Source organism: Allonocardiopsis opalescens (assembly GCF_003002095.1).
Classification (GTDB): Bacteria; Actinomycetota; Actinomycetes; order Streptosporangiales; family Streptosporangiaceae; genus Allonocardiopsis; species Allonocardiopsis opalescens.
The window spans coordinates 248495-271443 of sequence record NZ_PVZC01000009.1; the positions used below are offsets into that span (position 1 = coordinate 248495).

Consider the following 22949-nt stretch of genomic DNA (forward strand, 5'->3'; position numbering starts at 1 on the left):
GGCTGATCGTGCGGAGTCCGAAGCTGTTCCTGCTCGGGGCGATCCCGGCGCTCATCACCACCGTGCTGTTCATCGCGTCGCTGGTGGCGCTGCTGCTGAACATCGACACGCTGGTCGCCTGGATGTCGCCCTTCGCCGAGGGGTGGGACGAGACCTGGCGGGCCGCGCTGCGGGTGGCGCTGGGGGTCGCGGTGGTGGCGGCGTCGGTGATGCTGATGGTGGTGGCCTTCAGCACGATCACCCTGGCCATCGGCTCGCCCTTCTACGACCTGATCGCGCAGGACGTGGAGCGGCGGCTGGGCGACGCTCCGCCCGAGGCCGAGGAGCCGCTGCCGGCGATGGTGTGGCGGGTGGTCCGGCAGGCGCTCGGCATGATCGCCGTCTCGCTGCTGGTCACGATCGTGCTGTTCTTCTGCGGGTTCATCCCGCTGGTGGGCCAGACGGTGGTGCCGGTGGTGGCGGCGCTCATCGGCGGCTGGCTGATCGCGATCGAGCTGGTGGGCTCCGCCTTCGACCGGCGCGGACTGATGCGGATCAAGCAGCGCCGCGCCCACCTGGGACGGCACCGGCTGCGCACCCTGGGCTTCGCGGTGCCCGCCTACCTGCTGCTGGCGATTCCGCTGCTGTCCATCGTCGTCTTCCCCGCGGCCACCGCGGGCGCCACCGTGCTGGCCCGCCAGGTGCTGGGCGAGCCCGACGGGCGGCCGCGCAAGGCCGAGCCGCTTCCTTAGGCCGGCCCGCCACTCGCGCGCCGGTGTCCGGACCGGCGACGGAGCGGGCTCCCGGACACGGGTGCCCGGGTGCGGGCACCCCGGACCCCGGGTCTGAGAGGGCCCGAGCCGCGCCGGAGGCGCGGGGCGCGTCAGCGCAGCCCGAGCGGGCGGCGCAGCGCGGTCTGGAGCAGGCGGTCGACCAGGGCGGGGTAGTCGACGCCGGTGGCCGCCCACATCTGCGGGAAGGCCGACGACGGGGTGAAGCCCGGCATGGTGTTGACCTCGTTGATCAGCACCCGGCCGTCGTCGGTGTAGAAGAAGTCGACCCGTGCCAGGCCCTCGCAGCCCAGGGCGTCGAAGGCGCGCACGGCCAGCTGCCTGACCCGCTCGGTGACCCCGGCGGGGAGTTCGGCCGGGATGGTCAGCGAGCTGCCCTCGCCCAGGTACTTGGACTCGAAGTCGTAGAAGGCGTGGTCGCCGGAGATCTCGATGCCGGCCGGCAGCGACGCCTCCGCGGCCCCGCCGTCGCGCCCCTCCAGCACGCCGCACTCGATCTCGCGGCCGCTCACCGCCGCCTCGACGATCACCTTGAGGTCGTGGGCGCGGGCCGCCTCGATGGCGGCGTCGAGCTCGTCGGGGCCGTCGACCTTGGAGATGCCGATACTGGACCCGGCCCGCGAGGGCTTGACGAAGACCGGGAAGCCCAGCGCCGCGATGTCGTCGCGGACCCGCTTGGGCTCGGTGCGCCAGGCGCGGTCGGACACCACCGTGTACGGGCCGCACTCCAGGCCGTTTCCGGCCAGGACGGTCTTCATGTGCGCCTTGTCCATGGCGGCGGCGCTGGCGAAGACGCCCGAGCCGACATAGCGGACGTCGGCGAGTTCGAGCAGGCCCTGGATGGTGCCGTCCTCGCCGTAGGGGCCGTGCAGCAGCGGCAGCACCACGTCGACCTCGCCCAGGGCGCTGGGGATGGCGCCGGGGGTGTGCACCAGCAGCCCGCCGGGCCTGGCGTCCAGCGGCAGCGCCAGCGCGGGGCCGGAGCCGTCGACCTCGGGCAGCCGGCCGTCGGCGATGGCCAGTTCGGCGGGGTCGGCGGTGGCCAGCACCCAGCGCCCGTCGGTGGCGATGCCGACCGGCACCACCTCGTAGCGCTCGGTGTCGATGGCGGCGAGGACGCTGCCCGCCGTCACGCAGGAGATGGCGTGCTCGGAGCTGCGCCCGCCGAAGACGACGGCGACCCGGATCCTCTGCTGCTCGGCCATGGTGAAAACCTATCCCTCCAGGTCCCCGCCGGCCGTGCAGCGCGCGCCGCCGAAGGTGATGTTTTCCCGGTGAAGTCGGACATTAGACACCAGCGGCTACGAGGGCCGCAAGCGGTCCAGAGCGGCCGTGGCGTCGGCGATGAGGTCCTCGGGATCCTCGATGCCGATGGAGAACCGGACCGCCCCCGGGTCGATCCCGGCCGCCGCCAGCGCGGCGTCGTCGAACTGGCGGTGGGTGGTGGAGGCGATGTGCCCGGCGAGGGTGTGGGTGCCGCCGAGCGAGGCCGCGACCTGCGCCAGCCGCAGGCCGTCGGCGAAGCGCATACCGGCCTCGCGGCCGCCGTGCGGGGTGATGGTGACGCAGGCGCCGAAGCGGGTGCCCTCAGGGCCGCTGTCGAAGAGCCGGCGCGCGGTGTCGTGGCCGGGGTGGTCGACCAGTCCGGGGTAGTCGATGCGCAGCACCATCGGGTGGCGGTGCAGCGCGGCCGCGAAGACGCTCGCGTTGGCGCACTGGCGGCGCACCCGCAGCGGCAGGGTCTCCATGCCCCGGCGGAGCAGGAAGGCGTCGTCGGGGGCGAGGCCGCTGCCGGTGTCGACGCGGACCGAGCGCACGTCGCGCATCAGCTCGGGCGGGCCCACCACCACGCCGCCGGTGGCGTCGCTGTGGCCGCCGATGTACTTGGTGGCGGAGTGCAGCACCAGGTCGGCGCCGTGTTCGAGCGGCCGGCACACCACCGGCGAGGCGAAGGTGGAGTCGACCACGAGCAGGGCGCCGGCGTCGTGGGCGATCCGGGCCAGCGCCGGGAGGTCGGACACGGTCATGGTGGGGTTGGCCAGCGTCTCGGTGAACAGCACCCGGGTGTTCGGGCGGATCGCGGCGCGCACCGCGTCGTGGTCGGTGATGTCGACGAAGTCCGAGCGCAGGCCGAAGCGGGCCAGCAGCCCGGTGAGCAGCGAGCGGGTGTTGCCGTACACGGCGGCGGGCGCGAGGACGTGGTCGCCCGCGCCGGTGGTGGCCAGCAGCACGGCGGTGATCGCGGCCATGCCGGAGGCGAAGGGCTGGCCGGTGACGGGCCGGTCCAGCCCGGCGCCCTCGGCGGCGGCGACCGCCTGCGCGAAGGCGTCGGCGGTGGGGTTGTCGATCCGGCTGTAGGAGTAGCCCTCGGCGGCGCCGTCGAGCACGTCGGCGAACTGCTGCGAGCTCTCGAAGGCGTAGGTGGTGCTGCGGTGCACCGGCAGGCCGAGGGGCCGCGCACCGGCGGCCGGAGGCGCGGGCGGGTGGGCGGCGCGGGTGTTCTCACCAGGGAATCGAGACATCGTCGGGAAGACTACACGCCGCGGCACATATCCGACCTGCGGCGTCGCCGGTGCGGCGGGCGGCGCCGGTCGGGCCGTCCGCGCCTCACACGCCGTACCGCTCCGGCTTTGCCGAGCGGGTCATCAGCGCCTGCATGGCGTCGGCCGGGCTCAGGCCCTTGTGCAGCAGCCCGACGACGGCCTCGGTGATCGGCATCTCCACGCCGTGCGCGGTGGCGAGCTGGAGGATCGACTCCGAGGACTTGACGCCCTCGGCGGTCTGCCGGGTGGTGGAGATCACCTCGTCCAGAGTGTGGCCCCGGCCCAGCTGCTCGCCGAAGGTGCGGTTGCGCGACAGCGGCGAGTTGCAGGTGGCGACCAGGTCGCCCATGCCCGCCACCCCGGCCATGGTGTGCTCGTCGGCGCCCAGCGCCACCGCGAGCCGGACCGTCTCGGCCAGCCCCCGGGTGATCAGCGCGGCCTTGGCGTTGTCGCCGAAGCCCATGCCGGAGGCGACGCCGACGGCCAGCGCGATGACGTTCTTGACCGCGCCGCCCAGCTCGCAGCCGATCAGGTCGGTATTGGTGTAGGTGCGGAAGTAGGGGGTCATGCACGCCTGCTGCAGGCGCTCGGCCGTCGGCTGGTCGGCGCAGGCGGCGACGGCGACGGCGGGCTGGCGCTGCGCGATCTCCCAGGCCAGATTGGGTCCGGTGAGGGTGGCGACCCGCTCGGGGCCGACGCCGAGCACGTCGGTGACCACCTCGCTCATCCGCTTGGCGGTGCCCAGCTCGATGCCCTTCATCAGGCTGACCACGGTGGTCCCGGCCGGGATGTGCGGCACCCAGTCGAGCAGGTTGGCGCGCAGGGTCTGCGAGGGCACCGCGAGCACCACGAAGTCGGCGCCGCGCAGCGCCTCGGCCGCGTCCGTGGTGGCGCGCACCCCCGCGGGCAGCTCGACGCCGGGCAGGTAGTCGGGGTTGGTGTGCCGCTCGTTGACGGCCCGGACCAGCTCCGGGCGCCTGGCCCACAGGCTGACCTCGGTGCCGGCGTCGCTGAGCACCATGGAGAAGGTGGTGCCCCAGGAGCCGCCGCCCAGGACCGCGGCGCGGTACCGCGCGCTCACCGGCGGGCCGCCGGGGCGGGGCGGTCAGCCGCGAGCGTCATGGGCGGGGTCGTGCGGGCGGTCATCGGTCTCCTCGGCGCGCTCGGCGGCGGGTTCGGCCGACGGCGCGGGGCCGTCGGAGTTCGTGGCCGCCGGGGCGGTGCCGGCGGGCGGTGCGGCGGGCGGCTCCGGGGGCGTCTCGACCGCCGCCGTCCCGGCGGCCCCGGCGGCGCGCGCCCGGCGCGGGTCGTAGGGGACGGCGGGCGGGGTCTCGCCGCGGATCCCGGCCTGGAGCTCGGTGACGGCCCGCATCACGTCGGCGGTGGCCGCGCGCAGGGTGGCGGCGCTCAGCGGCATGTCGCGGTAGGCGGACAGGTCGACGGGCGGCCCGGCGGTGACGCGCATGGTCTTGCGCGGGAACAGGCGCGGCCGGACGGAGCCGTAGGGCAGCAGCTCCTGGGGCCCCCAGTTGGCGATCGGGACCACCGGCACGCCGGTGCGCAGCGCCAGCCGGGCGATGCCGGTCTTGGCGGCCATCGGCCACAGCTCGGGGTCGCGGGTGCAGGTGCCCTCGGGGTAGACCACGATGGCGGCGTCGTTGTCGCGCAGCGCCTTCTCGGCGTCGCGCAGCGCCAGCCCCGCCTCGGCCCGGTCGCGGTACACCGGGATCTGCCCGGCGGAGCGGATGATCGGGCCGACCACCGGGATCCGGAACACACCCGACTTGGCCAGGAAGAACGGCCAGCGCCCCGCCTCGTAGACGAAGTGGCCGACCGCCAGCGGGTCGGCGTTGGACAGGTGGTTCACCGCGAAGATCACCGCGCCGGTGCGCGGGATGTGCTCCTGGCCGCGCCAGTCGCGCTTCAGCAGCCCGAACAGCAGCGGCCTGAGGATGACCACGATGACGAACCGCCAGAACGCCGAGTAGCCCCGGCGCTTGGCCGGCTGCGGCGTGCTCTCCGTGCCCTCCATGCTGCCCGCTCCCTCGTCTCGACCGCCCGGCCGACGCTCCGGGACGATCCCCCACGATAGAGGGTACGGAGGGGCGCGCCGCATCCGTCGGGGCGCTCATCACGCGGTGCGCGCGGCCGCCTAGGTATACCTGAGGCATGAGCACCCGCACGGGGCCGTCCGCGCCCCCCGGACCCCACGCGCTCGCGGCGCCCCGCTGGTCGGTGGTGGTGGCGGTGAAGCGGCTGGCGGAGGCGAAGTCGCGGCTGGCGGACTTCGCCGGCGCGCACCGCGAGCCGCTGGCACTGGCCTTCGCCTGCGACACGGTCGCCGCCGCCCTGGCCTGCGACCGCGTCGCGGCGGTCTACGCGGTGACCGACGATCCCGTGGCCGCGGCGCGGCTGGCCGCGCTGGGCGCCGCGGTCACCGGGGACGAGCCGGGCGGCGGGTTGAACGCGGCCTACCGGCGGGGCGCGGCGCGCGCCCGGTCGGAGCGCCCGGCGCTGGGGGTGGCCGCGCTCCAGGCCGACCTGCCCGCGCTGCGCCCGGCCGAGCTGGCGCGGGCGCTGGACGCCGCCGGGGCGGGCACGGCCTTCGTGGCCGACACCCCGGGCACCGGCACCGCCCTGTACGCGGCCGGGCCGCTCGCCGCCTTCGAGCCGGCCTTCGGCGGCGCCTCGGCCGAGCGGCACCGCGGGGCGGGGGCGCGCGAGCTGCGGATCACGGGCGTCGAGAGCGTGCGCAGGGACGTGGACACCGCCGAGGACCTGCGCGAGGCGGTCGCCCTCGGGGTCGGCCCGCGCACCCGCGAGGTGGCCGGGGCGCTCGGCGTGGCCGCCGCGGCGGCCACCCCATGCCCCTGAGGCGCCGGGCGCCGCACGGCTTCGTCACTCACCGTCACGAACCGGAAGCGGGCCGACGCTGCCAGCTGCGGCGATCACCATTCGTCCGCATCATATGCATCCATGGCGTTATATTCGGCCGCCGACTTAGCTAGAGAGCATTTCTCTAGGGAACCGAAAACGGCGCCCGTCGCCCGGACGCCGTTTCCTCCAGCGTTTGACGGCGCCGTCCACCGATGGGGCCTGGCGTGGCGGAGCCGAACGATGCCGCGGTGCGGCATCTTCTCTATTTACTTTTTCTTTTCGCCGTTTACCAGAGCCTTGAAGTCGGCACCGGCCCGGAACTTGGGCACGAAGCTGGCGGGCACGTTGATCGCGGCGCCGGTGGCGGGGTTGCGGGCTGTGCGTGCCGCACGCTCCGACTTCTCGAAAACCCCAAATCCGGTGATTGCCACCTTATCGCCCTTGGCGACCGTCTCCTGGATGGTATCCAGGATGGCGTTTACGGCCTCGGTCGCCGTCTTCTTGTCCCCCAGCCGGCCCGAGATTGCATCGATCAGATCACGCTTGTTCATGGATTCCTCCGGTTCCCCCTTGCTCGCTCGAAATTAGGGGACGGATGGGCTCCCGCACAAACACCACGCCCGAAAAATTCAGCGTGTCGGCCCGTCAGGGGCGTCGGGAGGGAGCCCGGCGAGCAGCTCGTCGAGCCGGGCGGAGGCGCGGGCCGGATCGCGTTTGACCATCTCGGTGACGCCCAGGAGCCTGCGTATCACCGGAATCCGGACATCGGCCCCAAGCGCCGCGGCCCGGCGGTGCGCGTCGCGCAGCCGCCGGGCCAGGTCGTCGTAGAAGGCGGGGTCGGCGGGCCGGTCGGGCCCGCCCACTCCGGCCGGTGGGCCGGTCACACGGTCGTCGGCAGCCATGGACTCCGGTGTCGCTCGAACTCGGCGATGGCGTCGGTGTGCCGGAGGGTCAGCCCGATGTCGTCGAGCCCCTCCAGCAGCCGCCAGCGAGTGTAGTCGTCGAGTTCGAAGGGGACGTCGACGGCGTCGCCCTCCCCCGCCCGCACCCGGCGCCGCTCCAGGTCGACGGTGACCGGCGTGGCGGGGTCGGCCTCGACCAGCGCCCACAGCCGCTCGATCGTCTCCTGCGGCAGCACCACGGTGAGCAGGCCGCCCTTGAGGGAGTTTCCGCGGAAGATGTCGCCGAAGCGCGAGGACAGCACGGCGCGGAAGCCGTAGTTCTGCAGCGCCCACACGGCGTGCTCGCGCGAGGAGCCGGTGCCGAAGTCGGGTCCGGCGACCAGCACGCTGGCGCCGGCGTGCTCGGGCCGGTTCAGCACGAAGTCGGGCTCGGCCCGCCAGGCGGCGAACAGGCCGTCCTCGAAGCCGGTGCGCGACACCCGCTTGAGGTACACGGCCGGGATGATCTGGTCGGTGTCGACATTGCTGGCGCGCAGCGGCACGGCGGTGCCGGTGTGCACGGTGAACTTCTCCATCGGGGTCAGGCTCCTTGGCTCACAGGTCGGCGGGGGAGGCGAGGGTGCCCTTGACGGCGGTGGCGGCCGCCACCAGCGGCGACACCAGGTGGGTGCGGCCGCCCTTGCCCTGCCGTCCCTCGAAGTTGCGGTTGGAGGTGGAGGCGCTGCGCTCGCCCGGCGCCAGCTGGTCGGGGTTCATGCCCAGGCACATCGAGCAGCCCGCCTCGCGCCACTCCGCGCCCGCGGCGCGGAAGACCACGTCCAGCCCCTCGGCCTGCGCCTGCTCCTTGACCCGCATCGAGCCGGGCACCACCAGCATCCGCACCGAGTCGGCGACGGCGCGGCCGCGGATGACCTCGGCGGCGGCGCGCAGGTCCTCGATCCGGCCGTTGGTGCATGAGCCGACGAAGACCGTGTCGACGCTGATCTCGCGGAGCGGGGTGCCGGGCGCGAGGTCCATGTAGGCCAGCGCCTTGGCGGCCGCGGCCCGCTCGGTGGGGTCGGCCATCGCCTCGGGGTCGGGGACGGCCGCGTCCAGCGGGGCGCCCTGCCCCGGGTTGGTGCCCCAGGTGACGAACGGGCTCAGCTCGGCGGCGTCCAGCACCACCTCGCGGTCGAAGGCGGCGCCGTCGTCGGTGCGCAGGGTGCGCCAGTAGGCGACGGCGGCGTCCCAGTCGGCGCCCTTCGGGGCGTGCGGGCGCCCTTCCAGGTAGGCGAAGGTGGTGTCGTCGGGCGCGATCATGCCGGCCCGGGCGCCCGCCTCGATGGACATGTTGCAGATGGTCATCCGCGCCTCCATCGACAGCGCGCGGATCGCCTCGCCCCGGTACTCGATGACGTGGCCCTGGCCGCCCGCGGTGCCGATCTTGGCGATGACGGCCAGGATGATGTCCTTGGCGGTGACGCCGGGGCGCAGCGCGCCCTCCACCGTGACGGCCATGGTCTTGAAGCGGTCCATCGGCAGGGTCTGGGTGGCCAGGACGTGCTCGACCTGGCTGGTGCCGATGCCGAAGGCCAGCGCGCCGAAGGCGCCGTGGGTGCTGGTGTGGCTGTCGCCGCAGACCACGGTCATGCCCGGCTGGGTCAGGCCCAGCTGCGGGCCGATGACGTGCACGATGCCCTGCTCGGCGTCGCCCATCGGGTGCAGCCGCACGCCGAAGTCGGAGGCGTTCTTGCGCAGGGTCTCCACCTGGGTGCGCGAGACCGGGTCGGCGATCGGCCGCAGGATGTCGAGGGTGGGGACGTTGTGGTCCTCGGTGGCGATGGTGAGGTCGGGGCGGCGCACCGGGCGGCCGGCCAGCCTCAGGCCCTCGAAGGCCTGCGGGCTGGTCACCTCGTGCACCAGGTGCAGGTCGATGTAGAGCAGGTCGGGTTCGCCCTCGGCGCGGCGCACGATGTGCGCGTCCCAGACCTTCTCCGCCAGTGTGCGTGCCATTCGCCGGCGCCTCCTCGCATCCGCTCCGCACGTGGCCGTGCTGAACTTGCTTCCCAAATAATGAGATGTCAATATCAAGCTATGGACAACTCTAGCGGATCCAGCGGCGTCGGCGTACTGGACAAGGCGATGTTGGTGCTCAACGCGCTGGAGGCCGGGCCCGCGTCGCTGGCCCAGCTGGTGCAGGCCACCGGGCTAGCCAGGCCCACCGCACATCGGCTCGCGGTCGCGCTGGAGTACCACCGGGTGGTCTCCCGCGACGGCCGCGGCCGCTTCGTGCTCGGCCCCCGGCTGGCCGAGCTGTCCACCGTGGCCGGCGAGGACAGGCTGCTCACCGTCGCCCAGCCGGTACTGGTGCAGCTGCGCGAGCACACCGGCGAGAGCGCCCAGCTCTACCGGCGGCAGGGCGACACCCGGGTGTGCGTCGCCGCCGCCGAGCGCGCCTACGGCCTGCGCGACACCGTGCCGGTGGGCAGTGCCCTGCCGATGGGGGCGGGCTCGGCCGCGCAGATCCTGCTGGCCTGGGAGGACGGCGAGCGGATGCAGCGGGTGCTGCGCACCGCCAGGTTCACCGCCAACACCCTCGCCCAGGCCAGGCGGCGCGGCTGGGCCCAGAGCGTCGCCGAGCGCGAGCAGGGCGTGGCCTCGGTCTCGGCCCCCGTACGCGGCGCCAGCGGCCGCGTCATCGCCGCCATCTCGGTCTCCGGCCCCATCGAGCGCCTCACCCGCGCCCCCGGCCGCCGCCACGGCCCGGCCGTCCTCGCCGCGGGCGAGAAGATCAGCGAAGCGCTCCGCCACACGGGGGCGGGGTGAGAGGGCGCGGGGCGGGGCGACTCATGCTCGGCACCTCGGCGCGCGGTGACTCGGTTCGACGCCGGCGACTCACCTCGGCACAGGCTTGCCCACCCCGGCTCGGGGCGGCTCGGCCGCCACAGGGCGCCTACCCGGCACGGTGTGACTCGGCCTGCCGCGAGGCGAATCAGCGCGGTGCGAGGCAACTCGCTCGGGCACGGGTGAGTCGGCCCGGCACAGGGTGACTCGCCCCGGCGCGAGGCGCGGCGCACCGTCCGCCGCTCCGCATGGCGACGTACGTGCGGCCTTCCGCCCGCCGCCGGGCAGCGCCGTCAGCGGCGGACGGGCGGCTCGTGGGCGGGGAACAGTTCGCCGATGCGGTCCGCCACCCGGGCCCCCCGCTTGGTCGGCTCGCCGCCGCGGGCGCGCACCCAGCCGGAGACGGCGCGGGCGGGCAGGACCACGGCCTCCTTGACGGTGATCTCGGTGCCGCGCGGCAGCCGGGCCCGGTGCACGGCCAGCACCGTGGTCACCCGGACCTTCCACCCCAGGTCCTCCTCCAGCACCCGGGCGATCCGCTCGGTGTCGGACAGGGCGGAGCCGACCAGCTGGTTGCCGGTGGAGTCGCCGATCCGCAGCCGGTCCTTCTCGGCGTCGTAGCCGACCGGGCCGCCCCGCAGCTTGGAGTCCACGTTGAACACCCGTCCGCCCGGGGAGAGCAGCAGGTGGTCGATGTGCGCCGCGCCGCGCCCGAAACCCCGGTCGTGCAGGACCGTCCAGCCCTCGCGCTCCAGCCGGTCCAGCAGCCGCCCGGTACGCCGCTCGCCCCATGAGCCCAGCCACCACCGCACCGCGTCGCTGCGCCGCCACCGCTCCACCGCGACCGCCACCACCATGCCGAGCCCGACGACCGCCCCGGCCTCCCAGCCGAAGAACCAGCCGCTCACACCACCGGCAAGCAGCCCCGCCGCCACTCCCAGCCCGAGGATCCACGGCCCCTCCCGCCGCGCCAGTTCCGCCGCCCGAACCGCGGCCGACCGGCCGGCCTCGGGCTCCTCGGGCTCAGCGGCCCCCGCGGGCTTCTCCTCGGTCGTGGTCATGGCCGGACACACCTCACAGCTACAGGACGGACACCACCGGGCCCGACGGACACCCCCACGCCGCCCCGAACCCACCCCGAAGGTAGCGGTCCAGGCCCACGATCCCGGCCAGAACGGGAATTCCCCCGTACCGTGTCGAGGCCGGCTTCCGTGAGGCCACGCACCCCCATCCCCGGCACCGGCCCCCAGGGGTAGGGGACCGAGGTCCCCACTCACGATCATTCCAGCCCGGTCGCGTCGCGCGGTGCGCTGCGATCCGGCTGTGGACGACTCGCCTCAGCCGCCCGATCTGTGGACGGCCGGTTCGACACGGCTCGTGCGGACGGTCGGAGTCAGCCCGAGATCGCGGTCTCGGGCAGCGCCGCCGGGCGCTCGGCGTGGTCGGGGAAGAGGCGGCCCGCGGCGGCGGTGATCGCGTCGGCCGCGGCCGACGCGGCCCCGGTGCGCTTGCGCAGCCAGCCGCGCACCTGCTTCGCGGACAGCACATGGACCTCCTTGAGCCGGATCCGGTGCCAGTACGGCAACCGGGCCCGGTGCACGGCGAGCACCGATGTCACCTCGACCGGGCGCCCCAGCTCCGCGGTCAGGGCCTGCACGATCTGCCCGGACTCCCAGACCGTGGACTTCACCAGCGTGAAGCCGCCGACCCGGCCGATGCGCAGGAAATTGCGGCGCGCGTCGAAGCGGACGGCGCCGCGCCGGTACTTGGAGTCCACGTTGAACACCTGCCCGTCCGGGGCGATCAGCAGGTGGTCCACATTGGCGTTCCCCTTCGGCAGCCCCCGGTCGTGCAGCACGGTCCAGCCCTCGCGGCGCAAGGGGTCCAGGCGCCGGCCGGTGCGCCGCTCGGCGAGCCCGCCCACCAGCCAGCGCGACGCCTCGCCCCGGTACCAGCGGCGCATGCCGACCGCCACCGCCACGGCCACGCCGACGAGCAAGCCGAGCTGCCAGGCGGCCAGCCCGCCCGCGACGAGTCCGGTCGGCAGCCCGGCGGCCAGGGCCGGCGCGACGGCCTTCGGCAGCTCGCGCCGCGCCAGCTCCCCCGCCCGGGCCAGCGCCGAGCGTCCGGCGGGTGAGGTGGCGGGGTGGGACTGACCGGGGGCGGTGGCGGAGCGGCCGTCTGCTGTCGTCATGGGGTGGCGGACCTTCGCGTACGAGGGGACACGGTCGTATCACAGCGACCGTAATAGCCGGATTGCGCGATCTTCAGCCGATCGACGACAGTGGCCGGATCCGGCTGGACGGGTGTGGCTCCCGGGCGGAGAGGGAACGGCGCCCGCCGCTCGGCGCGACCCCGCACCGAACCGCACCCGGTCAGCGGCCTGAGTCGGCGACCGCCCCTGCCCCGAGCAGTTCCGTCGCCGGGCCCGCCAGGGCGGCGGCCCAGTGGTGGTAGCCGGTCGGGCCGGGGTGGAAGCCGTCGGCGGCGAAGAAGGCGGTCGCGTCCGGGCCGGCGGCCGGGGTGGGGGCGGCGCGGGCGGCCGGGAGGCGGGCGGCGACGCGGGCGATGGCGAGGTCGAGCGCGTCGGCGCGCAGGCCGAGGACGGAGCGCAGCGGCTCGGGGAGGGTCGGGAAGCGGCGCATCGGCGGCATGAGGGTGTAGACGAGCGGTACCGGGCCGTGCGCCGCGCGCAGGCCCCGCGCGAGTTCGGTGAGCGCCCGCTCGAAGCGGCGCAGCGGGGTGAGGCGCAGCAGGTCGTTGACGCCGTGGGCGAGCAGCACCAGGTCGGGCCGCTCCCCCGCCGACGCGGGCGGCAGCAGCAGCCGCACGCTGTCGGCGGCGGTGGCGCCGCTGCGCGCCAGCACCGACCAGGTGACGGCGCGGCCGGTGCGGGCCGCCAGTTCGGCGGCGAGGCCGCCGGCCAGGCCGTCGCGGTGCGAGTCGACGCCGACACCGGCCGCCGTGGACTCGCCGAGCACCAGCAGCCGCAGCGGCTCCGCCCCGGCGCCCGCCGGACCCGCCGCCGCGCCGGTGCGCTCGGCCGCCGCCTCGGGCAGCCGGGGCACCCGGCCGCGCACGCCGCGCCCCTGGGCGTACAGCAGCGGAACGCTCAGCCAGACCAGCGCCTGGGCGGCGGCGGTCAGCGCCGGACGGCCGCTCATCCGCCCGCCCTGGCCGACGTCGACGGGGCCCCGGACGCGCCCCCGTCGGCGCCCGGGACCGACGCGCGCAGCCGGTCGGCCGCCTGGCGGGTGGCCGGGGTGACCGCGGCGGTGCCGGTGGCGGCGCCCAGCCCGAAGGCGGGCATGTTGACGTACACGGCCTCGTGCGGCGCCGTGCCGAGCCGGTAGGTCTCGTGCCAGATGCCGACGGCGCCGCCCTGGGCGGCGCGGCGGTAGTAGCGCAGCCAGGCGGCGCGGTGCAGCCGGTCGTGGGCGTAGTCGATGACGGCGTCGGCGTCGCGCCAGTACTGCACGACGGTGATGCCGCCCTGGCCCATCAGGGTGCGGCTGTGCAGCAGGCCGCGTCCGCGCTCCGCGGCGAGTTCGCGCTGCATCGCGCCCATCGCGGGCAGGATCCACAGCCAGCGGCCGGGCCGCCACCAGCGGTTCACCCGCATCCCGATCAGGAAGAGCGCGCCGCCGCGCGCGGGCAGCGCCGTGCGTCTGCCTTCCTCGACCTCGGTCATGCCTTCCGTCCCCTCTCCGTGGCACCCGGTTGCGCGCACCACGGGAAATCTCGCGAACTCTCATTGGATAGCTGAACTACCCAAAACTGGAGAGTAGTACTATCCAAGGAACCCGTCAATATCGGGACTCATCGGCAGGTCGGGCGCCGCGCCGGCGCGATCGGGGCCAGGATGGACGGACCCACAGGAGCCCACAGGAGGAGGAGCCGGATGCTGATCTCCGAGCTCAGTGAGCGGGCCGACGTGTCCATCGCGACGATCAAGTACTACATCCGCGAGGGCCTGCTCCCGAAGGGCACGTCCACCTCGCCCACCCGGGCCGAGTACGGCGAGCAGCACCTCCAGCGGCTGCGGCTGATCCGCGCGCTGGTGGACGTCGGCGCCCTTCCCCTCGCCGGCGTGCGCGCCATCCTCAATGCCGTCGACGACGACAGCGTGAACCTGCACTACCTGCTCGGCACCGCCGCCTACGCCCTGGAGCCGCGGCCCGAGCGGCCGGTCGGCGACCCCGAGTGGGACCGCGCCGAGCGCACCACCGACGAACTCCTGGCCGAGTTCGGCTGGAAGGTCACCGAGCACGCCCCGGCGCGCCTCAAGCTCACCCGCACCCTGGCCACGCTCGACCGGCTCGGCTGGCACATCGACCCCGGCCTGCTGCGCGCCTACGCCGACAGCGCCGCCCGCATCGTGCGGCACGAGTTCGGTACGGTCGACTTCGACCGCCCGCGCGCCGAGGTCGTCGAGTACGCGGTCGCGATGACCGTGCTGATGGAGAACGCGATGACCGCGCTGCACCGCCTGGCCCAGGAGGACATGTCCGGGCGGGTGCTCGACACCGCCGGGCAGGCGCCCGACGCCCCGCACGTCTGATTCCCGCTCACAGCAGCCCGCGCCGCTCGGCCTCGGCGATCGCGGCCCGCCGCGAGTCCACCCCCAGCTTGCGGTAGACGGACCGCAGGTGCGTCTTGACGGTGTTCACCGACAGGTACAGGTCGGCGGCGATCTCCTGGTAGGTCTGGTGGGAGGGCAGGAAGCGCAGCACGGTCCGCTCGCTGCCGGTCAGCCGCTCGCCGTCCGGGACCGGCCGCCGGCGCGGCGCCGCCGTCCCCGCGAAGCGGCGCAGCACGGTGCGGCGGAAGGCGTGGAACCGGTTACCGGGCGGCACCAGCGCGGTCAGCAGCGCACGCGCCGGGGCGCCGGCCGCCAGGAAGACCCGCACCGCCCCGTCGGCTTCGGCCGCCGCCAGCGCCCGCTCCAGCAGCGCCGCCGCCTCCTCGTCCCGCCCCTGCCGCCACCGGGCGGCGGCGGCCGCCAGCAGCGCGGCGATCCACTCGGTGCGCCGCGCGCCGGCCCGCTCCGCGCCGGCCTCGTCCAGCAGGCCGGCGACGGCGCGCAGCGCGGCGCCGGGGTCCCCGGGCAGCGCCGCGCGGGCGCGCGCCACGGCGCGGGCGGCGGCGAACTCCGGCGGCCACGGCCCGCCGGCCCTGTCCGGGAGACCGTCCGGGTCGAGCAGCCGGACCAGCGGGTGCAGCAGCGGGAGCCGGGTCCCTTCGGCCTCGCGCAGCCGGGCCAGCTCGCGGACCGCCTCCGCCCTGCGGTCGCCGAAGCCCGCGGCCAGCCGGGCCAGCTGCGCCGCCGGACCGGGCGGCGGCTCGCCCAGCAGCGGCTCGGCCGCCCACTCCTCCAGCTCGCCGGCGGTGGCCGCCGCCGCGGCCGCGTCGCCGCGCCCCAGCAGCACCGCGACCTCGGCCAGCCGCACCGGGGACCGCCCCTCGCCGACGGACTCGGCCAGCGCCTCGGCCGCGGTGTAGCGCCCGTCCAGTGCCTCGGCCACCGCTCGCCAGGCCAGCACCCGGCGGGCCAGGGCGGGCAGTCCTCCGGCGGTGAGCTCGCGGTCGGCCAGTGCCAGGCAGCGCCGCGCCGCCGCCAGCCGTCCCTCCCGCAGCCGGGCCAGCCCGACCACGGCGAGCAGCCAGCCGGGCGCCCGGCGCCGCCGGCCGGCCCGGCCGGGATCGGCGCCGCCGGTGGCGAGGGCGGCGGCACGGTCCAGCTCCGCGTGTCCGGGGTGGCCGGGCGCGGTGAGCAGCCGCAGCGCCCGGTGCTTGACTTCACGCGTCCACCGGTCGCCGTCCCCGCCCCGGCAGGCGACGGCCTCGGCCAGCTCCAGGTGCGCGGCGGCGGCCGCGGTGTCCCCGGCCCGCACCGAAGCGATGGCGAGGGCGGTGGGCAGGGCCGCGTCGTCGCCGACGAGCCCGGCGGGCAGCGACCGCAGCAGCCGCGTCCCCCGCTCCCCGGCCAGGATGAGTGCCAGGTCGTCCTCGGCGAGCAGCCGGCGGATCCGGGCGCCGTCGCCGGAGCCGGCGGCGCAGGCGAGCGCGTCCGCGAGCGCCCCCCTGGACCGGTGCCAGTCCGACAGCGCGCCGCGCAGCGCCGGGACGGACGCGGGCTCGCGGCGCTCCAGTTCGGCGCGGAGCACCCGGCGGACGACCGGCGGCTGCCGGTACCGGTCCGGCTCACCGGATGAGCCGGGGACCGCGGCCAGGAACCCGTTGCCCCGGCTGAGCCGTTCCAGGGCGGCCGCGCCGCCGGGCTCCCCCGTCAGCACCTCGGCCAGTTCGCCGGTCAGTTCCTCGGCCACCGAGGCGCGCAGCAGGAAGCGCCGGTCGGCAGGGGAGCTCGCCGCCAGCAGCTCCTCGCGCACGTAGTCGGTGACGACGGCGGCGGGCAGCCCGGCCAGCCGCACTCCGGCGATCCAGCCGGCGGTGTCGCGCAGCACGCGCCGCGCGTCGGCGCCGGCGGCGGGCCGCCCGGCCGCGGCCAGCAGCCGGCGCACCTCTTCCTCGGTGGCGGCCAGGTCCGCGGCGTCCAGCACGGTCAGTTCGCCGCCCAGGCGCAGCCGGGCGGCGGGCAGCGCCTCCAGCGCGCGGCCGCTCAGCACCAGCCGCGGGGCGCCGGGGCCGCGCAGGGCCAGGGCCACGATTTCGGCGAGGGCGGCGGAGCCGTCGATCTCGGCGACGTCGTCCAGCACCAGGGCGACCGGCCGCTCCGGCGGCGGTCCGGCCCCGGTCGGCGTCCGGGGCCGGACGCCTACCGCGCCGAGGCTCGCCTCGGCGCGGGTCCAGAACCGCTCGGGCTCGCGGTCGAGCGCGTCGACGGTGAGCCAGGCGACGGGCAGCGGGGCGCGCGCCGCCCAGGAGGCGCACAGCACCGTCTTGCCGTAGCCGCCGGGCGCGCGCACCAGGGTGACGGGGCGGCGCACGGCGTCGTCCAGTGCCCGCCACAGCCGCGGCCGGGGCACGGTGCCGCGGGCGAGCGGGGCCGGCCGGGCCGCCGGGCCGGCGGCGGGCCGCGTCCGCTGCGGCGGCACGATCGTCATTCGTCCTCCGGACCGCCTCGGCGCCGTCGTCCCCCCAGTGGACCGGGCGGCCGGGCGCCGCGGCGGCGGGACACCGGCGCCTTCACGCAGTCGGCACCCGTTCTTGGCGCCGCCTTGACGGTGCGGGCGCGGGTTCGGCCGCCCGCGCCGCATCACCCGCCACGGGTGAGGTGTGCGGGGGTGTGCCGGGGAAGGCTGCCGGTATGCGAGAGACACCGAACGGCTGGGCCGTGTTCGCCGCGACGATGATGCTGGTCGGCGGCGCCTTCAACATCATCCACGGTGCCGTCGCCCTGTTCGCGCCCTCCTATTTCCTGGTGGCGGAGAACGCCCTGCTCTTCCTGGACTTCTACCGGTGGGGCCTGCTGCTCGGCGGCTGGGGCGTCGTCATGGTCCTGGCCGGCCTGGCCCTGCTGTCGGGCCGCATGTGGGCCCGCGTCTTCGCCATCCTGCTGGCCTGCCTCAACGCGGTGGCCCAACTCGTCTTCTCCTCGGCCTACCCGCTGTGGACGGTGGCCGTGATCGCCGTGGACATCGTCGTCGTCTACGGCCTGACCGCCGGCTGGTCCCGCGGCCGCATCGACCGCGAAGCCACCACCGCCTACCAAGGCGGCCGCACCGACGCCACCACCCCCCGCCCCCAAGGCGCCCACGCCAAACGCCAAGAAGAGTCCCCCCACCCCTAAGCCCAACCCACCCAAGCCCACGACACACCAACACGGGACACCGAACCCCAACGCACCCAAGCCCGGGACACACCAACACGAGACGCCGAACCCCAACGCACCCAGGCCCAGGACGCGCCAACACGAGACGCCGAACCCCAACACTCCCAAGCCCGGGACACACCAACACGGGACACCGAACCCCAACGCACCAGGCCGGGGACACACCAACACGAGAGGCCGAACCTCAACGCACCAAGCCGGGGACACAAAAAAACAACGACCCCAACACCAGCCCCCCAACAGAAGAAACCCCCACCAAATGGAGGTGGGGGTTCGGGGGTGTGGGGGCGCAGCCCCCACATCGGGGGTCCGGGGGTCGCCCCCCGGAAGAAACGCGAAGGGCTCCCCATGGAAGCAAGCACAGCTTGCGAACAGGGGAGCCCAGAGCCCGTAGCCCCGACCGGATTCGAACCGGCGCTACCGCCTTGAGAGGGCGGCGTCCTAGGCCACTAGACGACGGGGCCGTGCATTTTCTGTTGTGTTCTCGGTTGACCGGTCTGTCGTTTCCGACTCCGTCAGCGTACCGGAGTTTTCGGACTGCTCGGACCGTTCAGCTGGGGTACCAGGACTCGAACCTAGACTAACTGAACCAGAATCAGTCGTGCTGCCAATTACACCATACCCCAGTGCTACCGGGGGTTTCGTGCCCCCGATCGGCGCTTGACTACTGTAACCGACCCACGGCAGTGGTCGCGAATCGTTTGGGCGGCGCGGCCCTCGCCGGGTGGTCCGGGCGAGGGCCGCGCGCCGGTGCGCGGGCTAGTCCCGGTCGGGTCCGGGGCGGGCGTCGAGCCGGGCGAGCGCGGCCCTGAGCCGGGCAAGGGTGCGTTCGCGGCCGAGGAGTTCGAGGGATTCGAACAGCGGCAGGCCGACGGTGCGGCCGGTGACGGCGACGCGGACGGGGGCCTGGGCCTTGCCGAGTTTGAGGCCGTGGGCGGCGCCGGTCTCCTCGGTAGCGGCTTTGAGGCTCTCGGTGGTCCAGTCGGCGTCGGCGAAGCGTTCGAGGGCTCCGGTCAGCATCTCGCGGCCGATGCCGGGCTTCATCGCCTTGTCCCAGCTGGCGGGGTCGTCGACGGGTGCGTCGAGGAAGAGGAAGTCGACGTTGGGCACGATCTCGGACAGCACGCTGATGCGGGTCTGGGCGAGGGGCGCGACGGCGGCGAAGACGCCGGGGTCGTAGGCGTCGGCCGGCCAGGGGGTATCGGGGCCGGTCAGCCAGGGGCGGCAGCGCTCGATGAAGGCGTCCAGGGGCAGGGCGCGGATGTACTCGCCGTTGAAGGCGCGCAGCTTCTTCTCGTCGAAGAAGGCGGAGGCGCTGTTCACGTCGTCGACGCTGAACTGGCGCTCCATCTCGGCCCAGGGCAGGATCTCCTCGCCGTCGGCGGGGCCCCAGCCCAGCAGCATGAGGTAGTTCACCATCGCCTCGGCGAGGTAGCCCTCGGCCTGGTAGGACTCCAGCGCGACCTTGTCCCTGCGCTTGGAGAGCTTCTGCCGCTTCTCGTTGACGATGACGGGCAGGTGCGCCCAGACCGGCGGCCGCTCGCCCAGGGCCTCCCACAGCAGCTGCTGCTTGGGGGTGTTGGAGAGGTGCTCTTCGCCGCGGATGACCTGGTTGACGCGCATCTCCACGTCGTCCACGACATTGGCGAGGATGAACAGCGGCGAGCCGTCGGCGCGGGCGATGACGAAGTCCTCGATGGCGGCGTTGGCGAACTCCACCCGGCCGCGGACGCGGTCGTCCACGACGGTGGTGCCATCGTCGGGGGTGCGGAAGCGCAGCGCGCGGCCGGGGCCGGGCTCCAGGCCGCGGTCGCGGCAGTGGCCGTCGTAGCCCTTGTGCTCGGAGCCGGTGCGCTCCTTGACCTGCTCGCGGGTGCAGTCGCAGTAGTAGGCGAGGCCGTCGGCGCGGAGCCGTTCGGCGGCCTTGCGGTGCGCCTCCAGGTAGGCGGACTGGAAGTAGGGCCCTTCGAAGTGGGGGTCGTCGGCGCCGATGCCGATCCAGGCGAGGGCGCGGATGATGCCCTCGGTCCATTCGGGGCGGTTGCGGGCGGCGTCGGTGTCCTCGATGCGCAGGACGAAGGCGCCGCCGGACCGGCGGGCGACGGCCCAGTTGAACAGGGCGGAGCGGGCGCCGCCGACGTGGAACATGCCGGTGGGCGAGGGCGCGAAGCGGACGCGCACGGCGCTTGGATCAGTCACGGGTGACCACCCGGTTCGTGAGGGTGCCGAGGGATTCGATGGAGACCGAGACCTGCTGGCCGACCTCGAGCGGGCCGACGCCGGCGGGGGTGCCGGTCAGGATGACGTCGCCGGGCAGGAGGGTCATCACCTGGCTGATGTAGGCGACCAGCGCGGGGACGTCGTGGATGAGCTGGGAGGTGCGCCCGGACTGCCGCAGCTCGCCGTCGACGCTGGTGGTCAGGGCGAGGTCGGCGGGGTCGGCGCCAGTGGTGATCCAGGGGCCGAGCGGGCAGAAGGTGTCGAAGCCCTTGCCGCGCGTCCACTGGCCGTCCTTGCGCTGGAGGTCGCGCGCGGTGACGTCGTTGCCGATGGTGTAGCCGAAGATCACGTCGCCGGCCTTCTCGGCCGGGACCTCGCGGCAGAGCCGTCCGATGACGACGGCCAGCTCGCCCTCGAAGTCGACCCGCTCGGACAGCGGCGGGTAGATGACCGGGTCGTTGTGGCCGACGACGGAGGTGGACGGCTTGAGGAAGAGCACCGGCTCCTCGGGTACCTCGTTGCCGAACTCCTTGGCGTGCTCGGCGTAGTTCCTGCCGACGCACACGACCTTGCTGGGCAGGATCGGGGCGAGCAGCCGGACGTCGACCAGGGGGTGGCGCTCGCCGGTGAACTGGATCCCGGTGAAGGGGTGCCCGGCGATGCGGGAGACGTAGTCGTCCTGGCCGTCGTTCTCGACGACGCCGAAGGCGACCTCGTCGGCGATGGAGTATCTCGCGATGCGCACTGGAAGCCTCATTGATCTGGGTGGACTACCCCGAGCGTAGCCACCCGGCGCCCCCGCTCCGAACCGGAACCGGCGCGCCGGGCGGCGTGTCGGGGTGCCGGCGGGGGTTCGGTCGCCGCTGAAGGGCGGAGTGTGGGGACGGCGGACCGGGGGTCGGCTGTTGGAGAGTCGACCCGTCGGAGAGCGGGCCGTTGAGAGCCGACCGTTGGAGAGTGGACCGTCAGAGGCCGGCTGAAGGCCGACTGTTGGGGAGCCGACCGTCGCGGCCCCACCTGTCAGCGCCCCACCCGTCAAGGCCCTGGTCGGGCCTGTGGACGACGGCGGCGTCGTCCACAGGCCCGGCCGCCATCAGCTGGTCTCCGCCCTTGACAGCGGGCAGGCTCTGGGGCGGCGGGTTCCTTTGGGGTGGTCAGCCCCCTGGTCGGGCGGGGCCTGGGTGAGGGGCCTGCGTGAGGAAACTGAGCGACGGACCCGACGGCTCAGCCCCGGCCGGTGCGGAGGAGGCCGTAGGCGACGGACTGCTCCAGGGCCTGCCAGGAGGCTTCGATGACGTTCTCGTCGACGCCGACGGTGGTCCACTCCCCCTGGCTGTCGCTGGAGGTCAGCAGCACGCGGGTGACGGCGCCGGTGCCGGAGGTGCCCTCCAGCAGGCGTACCTTGTAGTCGATCAGCTCGACGCGGCCGAGTTCGGGGAAGAAGGAGCCGAGCGCGAGCCGCAGCGCCTTGTCCAGCGCGTGCACCGGGCCGTTGCCCTCGCCGGTGGCCACGATCCGCTCGTCCTTGACGTACAGCTTGACCGTCGCCTCGGCTACCTGGGCGGTGCCCTGGCGGCTCTCGGCGATGACCCGCCAGGACTCCACCTCGAAGGGGCGCTCGGCCGAGCCGTCCAGCTCCGCGCGGATCAGCAGCTCCAGCGAGGCGTCGGCCGCCTCGAAGCTGTGGCCGCGCGCCTCCAGCTCCTTGACGCGGTCCACGATGCGGCCGAGCAGCGCCCGGTCGGCCGACAGGTCGAAGCCCAGCTCGCGCGCCTTCAGCTCCACCGAGGCGCGCCCGGCCATGTCCGACACCAGCATGCGCATGTCGTTGCCGACCGCCGCGGGGTCGATGTGCTGGTAGAGGTCGGGGTCCACCTTGATCGCGGAGGCGTGCAGGCCCGCCTTGTGCGCGAAGGCCGAGACGCCCACGTAGGGCTGGTGGGTGGCGGGTGCGATGTTGACGACCTCGGCGATGGCGTGCGACACCCGGGTCGCCTCGCGCAGCAGGCCCTCGGGCAGCACCCGGCGCCCGTGCTTGAGCTCCAGCGCCGCCGCCACCGCGAACAGGTTGGCATTGCCGACGCGCTCGCCGTAGCCGTTGGCGGTGCACTGCACGTGGGTGGCCCCGGCGTCGACGGCGGCGAGCGTGTTGGCCACGGCGCAGCCGCTGTCGTCCTGGGCGTGCATGCCCAGCCGCGCCCCGGTCGCCGCGCGCACCTCGCCCACGATCGCGCTCACGTCGGCGGGCAGCATGCCGCCGTTGGTGTCGCACAGCACCACCACGTCGGCGCCCGCCTCGGCGGCGGCGCGCACCACCTCGGCGGCGTAGCCGGGGTCGTGCCGGTAGCCGTCGAAGAAGTGCTCGCAGTCCACGAAGACGCGCCGGCCGGCCGCGCGCAGGTGCGCCACGGTGTCGCGCACCATCTCCAGGTTCTCCTCGCGGGTGGTGCGCAGCGCCAGCTCGACGTGGCGGACGTCGCTCTTGGCGACGAGGGTGACCACGGGCGCGCCCGAGTCCAGCAGCGCGGCCACCATGGGGTCGTCGGCGGCGCGGCCGCCGGCCCTGCGGGTGGAGCCGAAGGCGGTCAGCAGGGCGTGTTCGAGCCGGAGTTCGTCGCGCGCGCGGGCGAAGAACTCGGTGTCCTTGGGGTTGGAGCCCGGCCAGCCGCCTTCGATGAAGCCGACGCCGAAGCCGTCCAGCAGCTTGGCGATGGCGAGCTTGTCGGCCACGGTGAGGTTGACGCCCTCGCGCTGGGCGCCGTCGCGCAGCGTGGTGTCGAAGAGGTGGAAGCTGTCGTCGGTCATGGGCCGGGCCCTCCTGCGGAGTAGTCGGTGGCTTCCGGCGCGGGCGGCCGAGCGGGTGCCGGCCAACAAAAAGACCCCTCGTGGACACGAGAGGTCTGCGCGCCGGCGGGGAAACGGGTCAGCCGGCGCGCCGGTGAATAATGATCACCTGGAGCGGCACGGAATCGAGTCTGCCACAAGTCCACGATCCACGCAGGCGGGTCCCGCGATGTGA

Annotated in this window: 21 protein-coding genes and 2 tRNA genes; 5 read left to right on the forward strand and 18 right to left on the reverse strand. The window is 74.5% G+C overall.

Going from position 1 to position 22949, the window contains the following annotated elements; translation table 11 throughout:
- Positions 1-8: 8 nt before the first annotated feature.
- Positions 9-731 carry an EI24 domain-containing protein gene (locus CLV72_RS26965; RefSeq protein ID WP_245930468.1) on the forward strand — a complete coding sequence of 241 codons (723 nt, stop codon included), beginning with the start codon at positions 9-11 and terminating at the stop codon, positions 729-731.
- 131 nt (positions 732-862) lie between these two features.
- On the opposite strand, the gene CLV72_RS26970 is transcribed toward CLV72_RS26965, so the two are convergent.
- The 4 genes from CLV72_RS26970 to CLV72_RS26985 form a co-directional block, all read right to left on the reverse strand.
- Positions 863-1975, reverse strand: a complete 1113-nt coding sequence (locus CLV72_RS26970; RefSeq protein ID WP_106251927.1) for a D-alanine--D-alanine ligase family protein — start codon at positions 1973-1975, stop codon at positions 863-865.
- A gap of 96 nt (positions 1976-2071) precedes the next feature.
- Positions 2072-3292 carry a trans-sulfuration enzyme family protein gene (locus CLV72_RS26975; RefSeq protein ID WP_106251930.1) on the reverse strand — a complete coding sequence of 407 codons (1221 nt, stop codon included), beginning with the start codon at positions 3290-3292 and terminating at the stop codon, positions 2072-2074.
- An 85-nt stretch (positions 3293-3377) separates the two neighbouring features.
- Positions 3378-4394 carry an NAD(P)H-dependent glycerol-3-phosphate dehydrogenase gene (locus tag CLV72_RS26980; RefSeq protein ID WP_106251932.1) on the reverse strand — a complete coding sequence of 339 codons (1017 nt, stop codon included), beginning with the start codon at positions 4392-4394 and terminating at the stop codon, positions 3378-3380.
- Positions 4395-4418: 24 nt separating this feature from the next.
- The gene (locus CLV72_RS26985) at positions 4419-5345 is read right to left on the reverse strand and encodes a lysophospholipid acyltransferase family protein (protein ID WP_106251935.1); all 927 of its coding nucleotides are present in this window, start codon (positions 5343-5345) and stop codon (positions 4419-4421) included.
- A gap of 137 nt (positions 5346-5482) precedes the next feature.
- On the opposite strand from CLV72_RS26985, the gene cofC reads away from it, so the two are divergent.
- On the forward strand, positions 5483-6187 hold the full coding sequence (gene cofC / locus CLV72_RS26990; RefSeq protein ID WP_106251937.1) for a 2-phospho-L-lactate guanylyltransferase: 705 nt from the start codon (positions 5483-5485) through the stop codon (positions 6185-6187).
- Between the two features lie 269 nt (positions 6188-6456).
- Here the strand turns inward: cofC and CLV72_RS26995 are convergent, their stop codons facing one another.
- The 4 genes from CLV72_RS26995 to leuC form a co-directional block, all read right to left on the reverse strand.
- Complete coding sequence (locus CLV72_RS26995; protein ID WP_106251940.1) at positions 6457-6741, reverse strand: HU family DNA-binding protein; 285 nt, start codon at positions 6739-6741, stop codon at positions 6457-6459.
- A gap of 78 nt (positions 6742-6819) precedes the next feature.
- On the reverse strand, positions 6820-7074 hold the full coding sequence (locus tag CLV72_RS27000) for an SCO5555 family protein (protein ID WP_245930469.1): 255 nt from the start codon (positions 7072-7074) through the stop codon (positions 6820-6822).
- Entirely contained in the window at positions 7071-7667 is a 597-nt protein-coding gene (gene leuD / locus CLV72_RS27005) for a 3-isopropylmalate dehydratase small subunit (RefSeq protein WP_106251943.1), read from the reverse strand. Before leuD ends, CLV72_RS27000 begins: the two co-directional genes overlap by 4 nt.
- 19 nt (positions 7668-7686) lie before the next feature.
- Positions 7687-9084 carry a 3-isopropylmalate dehydratase large subunit gene (leuC, locus tag CLV72_RS27010; RefSeq protein WP_106251945.1) on the reverse strand — a complete coding sequence of 466 codons (1398 nt, stop codon included), beginning with the start codon at positions 9082-9084 and terminating at the stop codon, positions 7687-7689.
- An 81-nt stretch (positions 9085-9165) separates the two neighbouring features.
- Here leuC and CLV72_RS27015 point away from each other — a divergent pair, with 81 nt between their 5' ends.
- On the forward strand, positions 9166-9897 hold the full coding sequence (locus CLV72_RS27015; RefSeq protein ID WP_106251948.1) for an IclR family transcriptional regulator: 732 nt from the start codon (positions 9166-9168) through the stop codon (positions 9895-9897).
- Between the two features lie 311 nt (positions 9898-10208).
- On the opposite strand, the gene CLV72_RS27020 is transcribed toward CLV72_RS27015, so the two are convergent.
- The 4 genes from CLV72_RS27020 to CLV72_RS27035 form a co-directional block, all read right to left on the reverse strand.
- Positions 10209-10976, reverse strand: coding sequence for a nuclease-related domain-containing protein (locus CLV72_RS27020; RefSeq protein WP_146159578.1), 768 nt, complete (start codon positions 10974-10976; stop codon positions 10209-10211).
- Positions 10977-11308: 332 nt separating this feature from the next.
- Positions 11309-12109: a nuclease-related domain-containing protein gene (locus CLV72_RS27025; RefSeq protein WP_106251953.1), complete on the reverse strand. Its 801-nt coding sequence runs from the start codon at positions 12107-12109 to the stop codon at positions 11309-11311.
- A gap of 181 nt (positions 12110-12290) precedes the next feature.
- Complete coding sequence (locus CLV72_RS27030; RefSeq protein WP_106251956.1) at positions 12291-13079, reverse strand: SGNH/GDSL hydrolase family protein; 789 nt, start codon at positions 13077-13079, stop codon at positions 12291-12293.
- Positions 13076-13606, reverse strand: a complete 531-nt coding sequence (locus CLV72_RS27035; protein WP_106251959.1) for a DUF4188 domain-containing protein — start codon at positions 13604-13606, stop codon at positions 13076-13078. Before CLV72_RS27035 ends, CLV72_RS27030 begins: the two co-directional genes overlap by 4 nt.
- 210 nt (positions 13607-13816) lie before the next feature.
- Here CLV72_RS27035 and CLV72_RS27040 point away from each other — a divergent pair, with 210 nt between their 5' ends.
- Complete coding sequence (locus CLV72_RS27040; RefSeq protein WP_170141132.1) at positions 13817-14476, forward strand: MerR family transcriptional regulator; 660 nt, start codon at positions 13817-13819, stop codon at positions 14474-14476.
- Between the two features lie 7 nt (positions 14477-14483).
- Here CLV72_RS27040 and CLV72_RS27045 read toward each other — a convergent pair whose 3' ends face one another.
- Entirely contained in the window at positions 14484-16982 is a 2499-nt protein-coding gene (locus CLV72_RS27045; protein WP_106251963.1) for a winged helix-turn-helix domain-containing protein, read from the reverse strand.
- Positions 16983-17185: 203 nt separating this feature from the next.
- On the opposite strand from CLV72_RS27045, the gene CLV72_RS27050 reads away from it, so the two are divergent.
- On the forward strand, positions 17186-17668 hold the full coding sequence (locus CLV72_RS27050) for a DUF7144 family membrane protein (protein ID WP_146159579.1): 483 nt from the start codon (positions 17186-17188) through the stop codon (positions 17666-17668).
- 433 nt (positions 17669-18101) lie between these two features.
- Here the strand turns inward: CLV72_RS27050 and CLV72_RS27055 are convergent.
- The 5 genes from CLV72_RS27055 to cimA all read right to left on the reverse strand — a co-directional run bounded on the left by CLV72_RS27055 (position 18102) and on the right by cimA (position 22735).
- Positions 18102-18174, reverse strand: a tRNA-Glu gene (locus CLV72_RS27055).
- 90 nt (positions 18175-18264) lie between these two features.
- Positions 18265-18336, reverse strand: a tRNA-Gln gene (locus CLV72_RS27060).
- Between the two features lie 133 nt (positions 18337-18469).
- On the reverse strand, positions 18470-19909 hold the full coding sequence (gene gltX / locus CLV72_RS27065) for a glutamate--tRNA ligase (RefSeq protein WP_106251968.1): 1440 nt from the start codon (positions 19907-19909) through the stop codon (positions 18470-18472).
- Positions 19902-20675, reverse strand: a complete 774-nt coding sequence (locus CLV72_RS27070) for a fumarylacetoacetate hydrolase family protein (protein ID WP_106251971.1) — start codon at positions 20673-20675, stop codon at positions 19902-19904. The genes gltX and CLV72_RS27070 overlap by 8 nt, the downstream gene beginning before the upstream one ends.
- A gap of 479 nt (positions 20676-21154) precedes the next feature.
- Positions 21155-22735, reverse strand: a complete 1581-nt coding sequence (cimA, locus tag CLV72_RS27075; RefSeq protein ID WP_106251974.1) for a citramalate synthase — start codon at positions 22733-22735, stop codon at positions 21155-21157.
- Between the last annotated feature and the right edge of the window lie 214 nt (positions 22736-22949).